The organism is Chryseobacterium barbadense, assembly GCF_042849955.1.
Taxonomy (GTDB): Bacteria; Bacteroidota; Bacteroidia; order Flavobacteriales; family Weeksellaceae; genus Chryseobacterium.
In genome coordinates this window covers 1-9,997 of the sequence record NZ_BAAFHL010000074.1, presented here as the reverse complement: position 1 = coordinate 9,997, position 9,997 = coordinate 1, and the positions used below count along the sequence as shown (strand labels likewise).

The window sequence follows — 9,997 nt, the reverse complement described above, 5'->3', positions numbered from 1 at the left end:
TTATGCTAAAAGCAATTCTTTACAGTTTTTGCCGTATATCCGGATTCCCGCTCTTATCATCAATGCAAAAAATGACAGTTTCCTTCCGCAAAGCTGCTATCCTATCAAAAATGCAGATAAAAATAAGCACTTGTTTCTAGAGATTCCTGACTATGGCGGGCATGTTGGATTTGTAGATAAAAACAATGTCTATTATAATGAAAAGCGGTCATTAGAATTCATACAAAACCCTTTTAAGCATAAGACTTTTATACAAACAGCATAATTAAACAGAAAGTTATTGATTAATTATCTGTTTTCCAATTTCAAAATACATTAAACTATTGACTCAAATTCCGGAGATATTTTATTTTTGAGTTATATTAATCCGAAATATGATTTCTAAATTAACTTTATATTTTTTCACATTTTTATTCATTGTGAACTGTACTTCTAAAGCGCCATCTGCATTCATAGAAGAAACCTATGCCGTGAAACTTGATACAATAACTTTACAAGATACAAGCAGAAACCGTACAATTCCGGTAGCTTTTTACAGTCCTGATGCAAAAAATAAAATTCACAACCAACAAATCGTTATTTTCAGTCATGGATACGGCCAGAATAAAGGCAGAGATTATCTCCATTATTCCTATCTGACAGAAAACCTGGCTTCCAAAGGCTATTTTGTGGTCAGCATTCAGCATGAGCTTCCTACTGATGAGCTTATTCCTATGGAGGGAAAACCACAGGTGGTAAGAATGCCTTTTTGGGAAAGAGGCGCTGAAAATATCCTGTTTGTCCTGAATGAACTCAAAAAAATAAAACCTGAGCTGGATTATGAACATCTGACTTTAATCGGACACTCCAATGGAGGAGATATGACAGTTTTGTTTGCCACAAAATATCCTGAAAAAGTGTTTAAAATCATTACTCTTGATCACCGGAGAATGTACCTGCCTAAAACCTCTGCCCCTAAAATCTATACTTTACGCTCCAACGATTATCCTGCTGATGAAGGCGTTCTTCCTAGCCCTGAAGAACAACAAAAATATCATATAACTGTTCAGCCAACATCCATAAATCACGGTCAGATGGATGATAAAGCAAATCCTGAAGAAAGAAAAATTCTTAATTCTTATATCTTGAATTACTTAAGAGAACCCCATTTTTAGGTTTATCCACATTTTTTTGTGGATAACTTGTGAATTTTAACATTTAATTTATCTTTCGTATTGAAATTATACTTACATTTACTATGTAATATAACTGAGGTGGAAACATTTTTTGCTTTTTTCAGCTTTGAAATTGCAATTAAATTTGAAATAAAAATTTAAGCACAGCATTGTCGGCTGTGCTTTTTTATTGTTGTCTAATTAAAAAAATGAGATGTTTTATCTACTGAATCTGCTCCTAAAGAGCAGATTCTTTTTTCTCTGCTAATCTCATGTTTTTTTCTTCTTACCTTTGATAATCCGGCCCCATAGTTCAATGGATAGAATAGAAGTTTCCTAAACTTTAGATCCAGGTTCGATTCCCGGTGGGGCTACAAGAAAGGAATTATGATAATAAATATATAACTCCTGTTTATATTTTAAAAGTAAAGTACTACTCTCCTAGCCTAAAATAAAATCAACTCCGGCCTGTGAATGCAGTAATGTGGTATTAAATATCGGGATATCTATATCTTCCTGTTTTATAAGAAGCGGAAATTCGGTACATCCTAGTATTATCCCCTCTGCTCCTCTGGCTTTCAATAAAAATATTTGGTCAAGAACATATTTTTTTGTTGATGATTTTAAAACTCCTAATGATAATTCTTTTTGTATTATGGAGTGTAGCTCCTGTCTTTGTTCTTTGTCATCGGGTACTATAGTATCGATTCTATATTTATCCTTCAGCCAGTTTATCATAAAAGGTTCCTCCATAGTAAATATGGTTCCTATAAGGCCTACTTTGTTTAGCCCCATCTTTACAATAGCATTCCCTATCGCATCTCCTATATGCAAAATAGGAATGGTACTATGTCTCTGCACCTCATGATACATTCTGTGTGGAGTATTAGCACAGAAAAGTACTGCTTCAGCACCTGCTTTTTGCAACCTTTGGCAGGCATCGCTCAAAATCGTCGCTATGGAATCCCATCTTCCTGATTTCTGTAACAGGTGTATATGATGTTGATCCAGATTAATCAATACCAATGGCGGGTTAGTATTATTTTGGAAAATATCATTTGTCATTTGATTAATGATACTATAATATTCCACGGTGGAATGCCAGGATGTTCCACCAATAAGCCCAAGTGTTTTTAGATTAGCTTTTTCCATGTTGGTATTGTTATTACCGGCAGATGATAGGGTCATAAAAAATTAAAACACAAATTTATCATTTCGTTTTTGTCTTACAATTAGTTTAAACAAATTTCATCAAACAGTTGGTTCAAAACTGTTTAACCTGTACGAAATAACGAAGTGTTGATTGGAGAAGTAATTGTAGTGGTCATTCTCTGTTATAGTAATAAAAAAGAGGCTGTAATTACAGCCTCTTTTTTATTAAGAAATCTCAATTAAACGAGGTTCTTTCTTTTTAGCCTCTTCCTTCTTAGGAATCGTCAGACGTAGCAAGCCATTTTCATATCTGGCATTAATATTTTCCTGATCTACCACATCTTTTGGAAGATGGAAGCTTCTTTGGAAGGATTGATAGCTAAATTCCCTCCTTGTGTAATTGTCTTTCTGTTCTTCCCTTTGGTCTTCTTTGGAAGAAGAGATGGTTAAAAGATTACCATCCAGGGTAACTTTAAAATCATTTTTTTCCATTCCCGGTGCTGCCACCTCTACTTCATAGGCATCACCTGTTTCTTTAATATTCACTGACGGTACTGTAGTACTAGTCGATGAATAATTGTTGTTTTCCCAATTTAAAAGTTCTCGGTTAAATATATCCTCGAACACAGAGGGAATTAATGGAAAATTCCAATTCCTTTTTGCTAGATTCATCATAACCTCTTTTATTTAGTTAAACAAAAAAATTAAAGAACACGTAAGCCGGCCGGCTTTCCTAAATAAAAGCAAAAAAAATACCATAGGTCTGCATGTGAAATTTTTGCAGAAATACTGCCATTTTTTCCTATACACCTGAGTCACAGTATATTTACGAGTTGGCACAAAGGGAGCGGTAACTAAACTTCTCCTATAAGCCTGAAAGTTAGATTAATTCTGGGGTCCATACGTTTTACAGATTTGGCGATCCTGTGTTCCCAATATACCTGCAAATCTCCTTTCATCAGAAGTAGTGAACCATGTCCTAATGAAAGCGAATGTTTTGCATTATGATCATCTACCCTCCTGAAATCAAAACTCCTCACCTGGCCCAGACTTACAGAAGCAATGACAGGACGGTTACCTGATCCACTTTCCTTATCCCTGTGCCATGCTACGGAATCATTTCCGTCTCTATATAAATTGAGTAATACCGAATTAAAGTGATTGCCTGTTTTTTGCTCAACCCTATGTTTTAATGATAGTAATTCCGGAGTCCATGGATTGATCAACACCGGCTTTCCACCCAATTGATAGGTTTTGCCTTCTTCTCCGTACCATGCGATAAGCCGTGGAGTCTTTACGATCTTATCATACATCTTTTGAGAAGTTTGCTTCCAAGGGGTAGTATTCAATAATAAATCTTTCAATGCCGTTGCTTCCTCCAGCGGTATGAAATTCTCGGTATATTCCAATAATTCTTCCGGAAACCGGTAGTATTCTTCTTCATTAAACAGGCTAAGCTGATCCATGATTGTATTTTAGTTATTCTTATCAGAAAATTGTTTAATGATCTTTTCAAGATTGATCCCTTTACCCAAAACAGGCTTGAAGATATCACCTTCACTTTTCACTCTTTCCAACGCATTAAAAATAGTAAAATCGCTTATTTTCAAACCTTTTTTCACTTCATCCCAATAGAGAGGCATAGAGACCGTCGCTCCCGGTTTCGGACGTACTGAATAGGCTGCTGCAACGGTTGCATGCGGTCTGTTTTGTAGAAAGTCGAGATACATTTTGCCTTCACGATCTTTTACAGCTCGTTCTATGCTGGTAAATTTGGGAATCTCCTGATGAACAAGCGTTACCACTACCCTGGCAAACTCCTTGGATTGTTCATACGTATATTTGTTTCCCAGTGGAATGTAAATATGAAGTCCGGTGGAACCACTGGTTTTACAATAGGAAGGGATTCCTATTGAATCTAACAGCTGCTTTGTCACCTGTGCTGCTTCAATGACCTGATCAAAAGAATTTTGATCAGGATCAAGATCAATAATGCAGAAGCTAGGATGATCTGGCTTTTTAATGGTACTGCTCCACGGATTCATTTCAATACATCCGAGGTTGGCCATATAAACCAAGGTTGCCTGATCATATCCTACCAAATAATGCCGGTCCCGGTTATCTGTGTCACTATGATACAGATAAGTATGTACCCAGTCCGGTGCTTTTCCTGTAACGTCTTTGAAATAGAAGCCTTCCCCTTTGATCCCGTCAGGGAAACGGTTCATACTTTGTGGACGGTCTTTCAGATATGGGAGGATATAAGGTGCCATCTGGTAATAATAATTGATGAGCTCTCGTTTGGTAATCTTTTCATCCGGCCAGAAAATTTTATGGAGATTGGTGAACTTCAGCTTATGTCCGTTTACTTTTTTCACCTGAGTTTTTTCAGATGGATTGAGTAGTGTTTTCTCTTTTTTATTTTCAGAAGCTTTAGTGAGTTTCACTGAAGCTTCTTCTACATCTGTCCTAATATCTTCAATATTTTTTTCTGTTTCAAGCTGCACATCTTTCGCTTTTTTATCGGAGCGTAATCCTTTGAAAGATGGGTGCCGGAATACGCCATCTTCGGTAATTTCAGCGTAGCTTACTTCACATACCAGCTCCGGCTTCATCCATATTGCGGTTGCTTTTGGTGGATTAGGGCGAAAACGTTAAGACTTATTGACATCAGGCTCTCTCGTAAATGCAGTTTCTTTAATAATTAAAGGCTGAAAAGCTGCCATCATTTCTTTCTGATTTTTCACGGAAAAACCTGTTCCCACTTTTCCGACATAATGAAATTCCTTACCCCGGTATACCCCTAATAATAGTGAACTGAAAGGCTTGGATGAATCTTCATTCCTTGTAAAGCCCCCAATAACCACCTCCTGTCTTTTATCGGCCTTTATTTTGAGCCATTCTTTGGTACGGACATCAGGATTATAGATACTATCGGATTTTTTAGCGATAATTCCTTCCAGTCCTATTTGTTTGGCTGCTTCAAAAAATTCTATTCCGTTCGTAGTGAATACATTGCTGATGCGAAGCCTGTCATCGTCTGTTAGAAAAATCTGTTCAAGAATGGCATGACGTTCGGTTAAAGGTAAACCCATAAGATTTCTTTCTTTATACCAAAGCAGATCAAATGCATAAAATACCAATTCACCATCGGCTTCACTTCGCCAGTTTTGCAGACTACTGAAATCAGAAGCTCCTTTATTGTTCAGAACAACAATCTCTCCGTCTATAACGGCATTAAGATTCAATCCTTCCAAAGCCTCGGTAATGGAATAGTATTTTTCCGTAAAGGATTTATTATTTCTCGAGCGCAGATCTACTGTGTTACCATTGAGATAAGCTATTGTACGGTAACCGTCCCATTTCACTTCATATACCCATTCCGGATCACTGAATGGCTCTCCTACCAATGTAGCCAACATAGGTTTCAGGTCTTCAGGCATACCGGCTTTTTTCCCTTTTTTCAAAAGAGATTCTATGTCCGTTATTGGCTGTATGCTTTTTTCTTTGATTTTAGCCTGCAGCTTTTCCTGCGGCTCCTGTTTTGGATTCTTGTTTGCCGCCATACGTATAGGTTTTGTGATTGGAAAGAATATTTCTAAGATATTAAAATTAAATCCCGCTTTTTGGGCGGGATTTAATTTAATCAAGAGGTTTTCTACCTGTGATAATATTATACAGGATAACAATGATGGCAATAACCAACAAGACATGTAGTAAATACCCTGTACTGATTCCCGGTACCACTCCCAGCATTCCTAAAAGCCATACAACGATACAAATAACTGCAATTAACCATAATATACTTCTCATGACTAAAAATTTTAAAGTTATATATTACAATACAAGCATATTTTATGCCTTTTAACCCAATATAATGTAATTAACTAACAAAATTTATCCGGAAAAGCAACCTTATGTATTGTGTTCCAGCAACTTTTGTATTTCAAGCAGGAATGATATTTGTGCGGGATTTATTTTAGATTTCGCTTCATCCAATGAGAACCATTCCCACTGATCGACTTCAGGCACCTGAAGAGTTTTCCCTGATTTTGGAGGCCATTCCAGCTCAAATGTATTGCTACTTAAGGAACTGGGATCAATATCACCCTCTACCGCCCATGCGCAGACTACTTTTCCTCCTTTTTGACGTATGGAAGATAATGGAATAAATTCTCCTTCAATATTCTGACCTGTTTCTTCCTGAAATTCTATTTTTGCCCGTTCTAAGGCATCTTCTTCATCCATGATTTCCCCTTTAGGAATAGACCAGGCGCCCAGACCCTTATTTCTCCAAAAAGGTCCACCGGGATGAACAAGGAAAAAAAATATTTCCTCTTTATCCCGCTTGAAGACTAATATACCTGCGCTTTTTTTCATGTATTAAATGTACAGAAAATAAGCTTTAATTAAAAGACTGTTTTAAATATAAGGGATATGCTATTTCTGCTATCGAAAGATAGCTATCATCATTAGCTATATCCTGGTCAATTGATCAAGTTTTTTAAGGAGATCCGGAATTCTGTAAGGCCCATGCATTCCTTCTATTCTCGGAACTAATTTATCTACCTCTATTCCCATTGCTGTCAGAAAGAGAGGTGTTTTACTTTCCCCTCTGTATATGTTCCTTCTTTGAGCATCCGGGGCAGAAAATTCGTTTTTGGCTATTCCAACCACCGGATATTTCTGTTCCAGAGCATTAAAAAGATAGCCTCCCAACCCAATTTTACCATGGTTATCTAAGGTAACGTAGCCATCTACCACAATAATATCTCCTTCAATTAGATGAATTTTGTTCAGCAAGCTCAGGATGCAGGGAAGTTCTCTTTTATAAAAGGCTCCGCTTTCATACTCGGAAGTAATATTTGTTTTTTTCCGGAAAATCAGGCTTTCCTTTTCAGAGTTCCAATCTTCAAAAGCAATGCAGATCGTATTGGCGAAATCATCAAAATAATAAGTATCAAAAGCGTATATCATCTTTGCTTATTTTGTAAAAAATGATCCAAAATGCCACAAAATCCCGGAAGGATCATGCACAAAACATTCTTTTCCCCATGCCATTGTTCTGACAGGCATTATTCTCACTCCTTCATATTTCTCCGTAAGGTTAAGATACTGAAGCTCTTGCCAGAATTCATCCGTATCCTCCACTTCTACAAAAAGCATCGTATTGTCTACCCAGTCTTTTACGTATGCATGCTGAAGATAAAATGCGATTTCATGTTTTCTGAATAATGATAAGTTAGGCTCCAGTACTACTTCTTCAAAACCAAGATCAGTATAAAAGTTTCTGCTGATGTCAAAATTCTCAGCGCCTATAAAAGGGCGGATGGATTTCATTTTTTGTTTCATGATTTAATCTTTTCCAATATAATTATAGATTATTTTAATTTAATCTTCTCTTTACGGCCTTGCAATTTTTGCATTCAGGATGATCATCATTCTATGATTAATTAAAAAGCCCGTAAGCAAAACTCACAGGCTTTTTTGACAATCAGCTCTATAAATTTACTTTTTGTCTACTACAATTCTGTTTTCTCTATTAGCAATTTCCCAAGCTGTTGCAAAAATCAGCTGAGTTCTTTTTTCCAATAAGGAATAATCAATCTTTTCCACATCATCTGTAGGTTTATGATAATCTTCATGTATTCCGTCAAAGAAAAATGCTACAGGAATATTGTTTTTTGCAAAATTATAATGGTCTGATCTGTAATATAATCTTTCAGGATCATTAGGATCATCATATTTATAATTCAGCTCCAGATTATTCGTCTTTTTATTGGCTGCTTCATTAATGACTTTCAATTCAGAGCTCAACATTTCAGATCCGATCACGTAAATATAGTTTTTTCCTCTGTTTTCAGGGTCATCACGACCTATCATATCAATGTTTAGGTCTACGACTGTATTGGCAAGTGGAAAAACAGGATTATCCGTATAATATTCGGAACCGAATAAGCCATGCTCTTCTCCGGTTACATGCAGGAATAAAACAGATCTTTTAGGGCCTTTCCCTGCTTTTTTAGCAGCCTGAAAAGCTTTGGCAATTTCCATAACTCCTACTGTGCCGCTTCCATCATCATCCGCACCATTGTATACAACTCCGTTTTTAGTTCCCACATGATCATAATGAGCCGAAATAACAACAATCTCTTCCGGCTTTTCGCTACCTTCAATGAAAGCAAGAATATTTTCAGAATCAGGAAGATTGCCACCACCTCTTTTTTTCATAAAATCAGCCGGGACTTTCTGATAATAAGAGCCCAGTGCTTTCGGGTAGGAAATTCCTAAGTTTTTATAATAGTTAATCATATACTCCCCTGCCTTTTTCTGACCAGGACTTCCCGTGTCTCTTCCTTCCATTTCATCAGAAGCAATCACATATAGATTCTTCTTTAAGTCATCAGCATTAATTGTCTTATAAGCAGCAAGGAATGCTTTATCACCTTTAGCATTGGATGAGGTTGAAGGAGAAGTTCCGTTATCAGCAATATTTGCAGTACTACAACTTGCTAGTAAAGCTATAGAAAACAGAGGTATAAGAAGTTTTTTCATTTTTTAATAATTTGTCTAAAAATAACAAATTTTATTTAATTGATAATGGAAACCAAATTTTCTTATATTTGATTTAAATGCATACAGATGGAAAATATTTATGGCTTTACACACTATTCTTTTTTCACGGAAATGTCTGATCTTGCGTTCAGGCATAACAGCTTTGATTTGTCTTTAGGCGTTTCTGACTTTGACATCGATTCGCGCTTAAAATATTATCTTAAAGAATCAGCCGATCAGAGCAACCATAACTATGAGCCTCTTGCAGGAAATCCTTTACTAATTGAAAGTATTATTAATTTTAATTTAAAAAGAAAGAACAGTCTCCAGCTCAAAACAGAAGAAATAAGTATTGTTCCCTGTGCTACTTTTGCTTTATATACTTCTCTTAAATGCATTTTAAATCAAGGGGATGAGGTAATTATCATCCAGCCATCCTATTATACCTACGCTCCTTCAATTGTCCTCAACGGAGGAGTGCCGGTTTATTATGATCTTGACTGTGATTTCAGCATCAACTGGGAAAAATTCCGGAATTGTATCTCTGAAAAAACAAAAGCGGTCATCGTCAATTCTCCACAAAATCCCACCGGAAAAATTTGGTCTCAAACTGATTGGAATCAATTGTACTCCTTAATACAAAACAGGGAGATCTATGTAATTTCTGAGGAGATTTATGATATATATTGTTACGATGGTGTAGAGCATTACAGTCCGTTCCTGCATCCGGGTCTAAAGAAAAGAACCTTCTCCATTTTTACTTTTGGTAAGATGTTTCATTCCACAGGGTGGAAGGTAAGCTATATGTTAGCCTCCTGTGATTTAACTTCAAAATTCAGATGTCATCAACAGTATATTTCCTATAGTGCCAATGCTCCTGCTCAATATGCCATAGCCAAATACCTGGAGGTTTTTGACCCTGCTGAAAACAAGAACTTTATGCAAAGAAAAAGGGATATTTTTAATGAACTGGTGAAAGAAACTCCACTGAAAGTTGAGCAAAAAGCGCAGGGAAGCGTTTTCCAGATTGTTAATTTCAGAGATGTTTCCCAAACTATGACGGATGTGGAGTTTGCCAAATGGATGACCATTGAAAAAAAGGTTGCATGTTTACCTCTTTCTGCATTTTATCACTC

10 protein-coding genes, 1 tRNA gene and 2 pseudogenes are annotated in these 9,997 nt (G+C 36.4%); 4 read left to right on the top strand and 9 right to left on the bottom strand.

Annotation, left to right across the window (positions count from 1 at the left end):
* The 3 genes and pseudogenes from ACGHIN_RS15540 to ACGHIN_RS15530 all read left to right on the top strand — a co-directional run.
* Positions 1-265: pseudogene (locus tag ACGHIN_RS15540) on the top strand (hypothetical protein); the annotation flags it as partial.
* A 109-nt stretch (positions 266-374) separates the two neighbouring features.
* Entirely contained in the window at positions 375-1,154 is a 780-nt protein-coding gene (locus ACGHIN_RS15535) for an alpha/beta hydrolase family protein (protein WP_390455531.1), read from the top strand.
* Between the two features lie 302 nt (positions 1,155-1,456).
* Positions 1,457-1,528, top strand: a tRNA-Arg gene (locus ACGHIN_RS15530).
* Between the two features lie 67 nt (positions 1,529-1,595).
* Here ACGHIN_RS15530 and ACGHIN_RS15525 read toward each other — a convergent pair.
* From ACGHIN_RS15525 to ACGHIN_RS15485, 9 genes and pseudogenes are all read right to left on the bottom strand, one after another.
* Positions 1,596-2,306, bottom strand: a complete 711-nt coding sequence (locus tag ACGHIN_RS15525; protein ID WP_390455529.1) for an aspartate/glutamate racemase family protein — start codon at positions 2,304-2,306, stop codon at positions 1,596-1,598.
* A gap of 225 nt (positions 2,307-2,531) precedes the next feature.
* Complete coding sequence (locus ACGHIN_RS15520; RefSeq protein WP_390455526.1) at positions 2,532-2,981, bottom strand: Hsp20/alpha crystallin family protein; 450 nt, start codon at positions 2,979-2,981, stop codon at positions 2,532-2,534.
* A 179-nt stretch (positions 2,982-3,160) separates the two neighbouring features.
* Positions 3,161-3,772 carry an alpha-ketoglutarate-dependent dioxygenase AlkB family protein gene (locus ACGHIN_RS15515; RefSeq protein WP_390455523.1) on the bottom strand — a complete coding sequence of 204 codons (612 nt, stop codon included), beginning with the start codon at positions 3,770-3,772 and terminating at the stop codon, positions 3,161-3,163.
* Positions 3,773-3,781: 9 nt separating this feature from the next.
* Positions 3,782-5,728: pseudogene (ligD, locus tag ACGHIN_RS15510) on the bottom strand (DNA ligase D).
* Positions 5,729-5,948: 220 nt separating this feature from the next.
* Positions 5,949-6,119, bottom strand: coding sequence for a lmo0937 family membrane protein (locus tag ACGHIN_RS15505; RefSeq protein WP_121461791.1), 171 nt, complete (start codon positions 6,117-6,119; stop codon positions 5,949-5,951).
* A gap of 102 nt (positions 6,120-6,221) precedes the next feature.
* The gene (locus ACGHIN_RS15500) at positions 6,222-6,686 is read right to left on the bottom strand and encodes an NUDIX hydrolase (protein WP_390455520.1); all 465 of its coding nucleotides are present in this window, start codon (positions 6,684-6,686) and stop codon (positions 6,222-6,224) included.
* A gap of 96 nt (positions 6,687-6,782) precedes the next feature.
* A complete protein-coding gene (locus ACGHIN_RS15495; protein ID WP_390455517.1) occupies positions 6,783-7,283 on the bottom strand; it encodes an endonuclease V in 501 nt (166 codons plus the stop codon).
* A gap of 6 nt (positions 7,284-7,289) precedes the next feature.
* On the bottom strand, positions 7,290-7,658 hold the full coding sequence (locus ACGHIN_RS15490) for a VOC family protein (protein WP_390455514.1): 369 nt from the start codon (positions 7,656-7,658) through the stop codon (positions 7,290-7,292).
* Positions 7,659-7,814: 156 nt separating this feature from the next.
* Positions 7,815-8,861, bottom strand: a complete 1,047-nt coding sequence (locus ACGHIN_RS15485; RefSeq protein WP_390455511.1) for a M28 family metallopeptidase — start codon at positions 8,859-8,861, stop codon at positions 7,815-7,817.
* Positions 8,862-8,948: 87 nt separating this feature from the next.
* Between ACGHIN_RS15485 and ACGHIN_RS15480 the strand changes: the two genes are divergently transcribed.
* A partial coding sequence (locus tag ACGHIN_RS15480) for an aminotransferase class I/II-fold pyridoxal phosphate-dependent enzyme (protein WP_390455508.1) occupies positions 8,949-9,997 on the top strand: 1,049 nt, incomplete at its 3' end.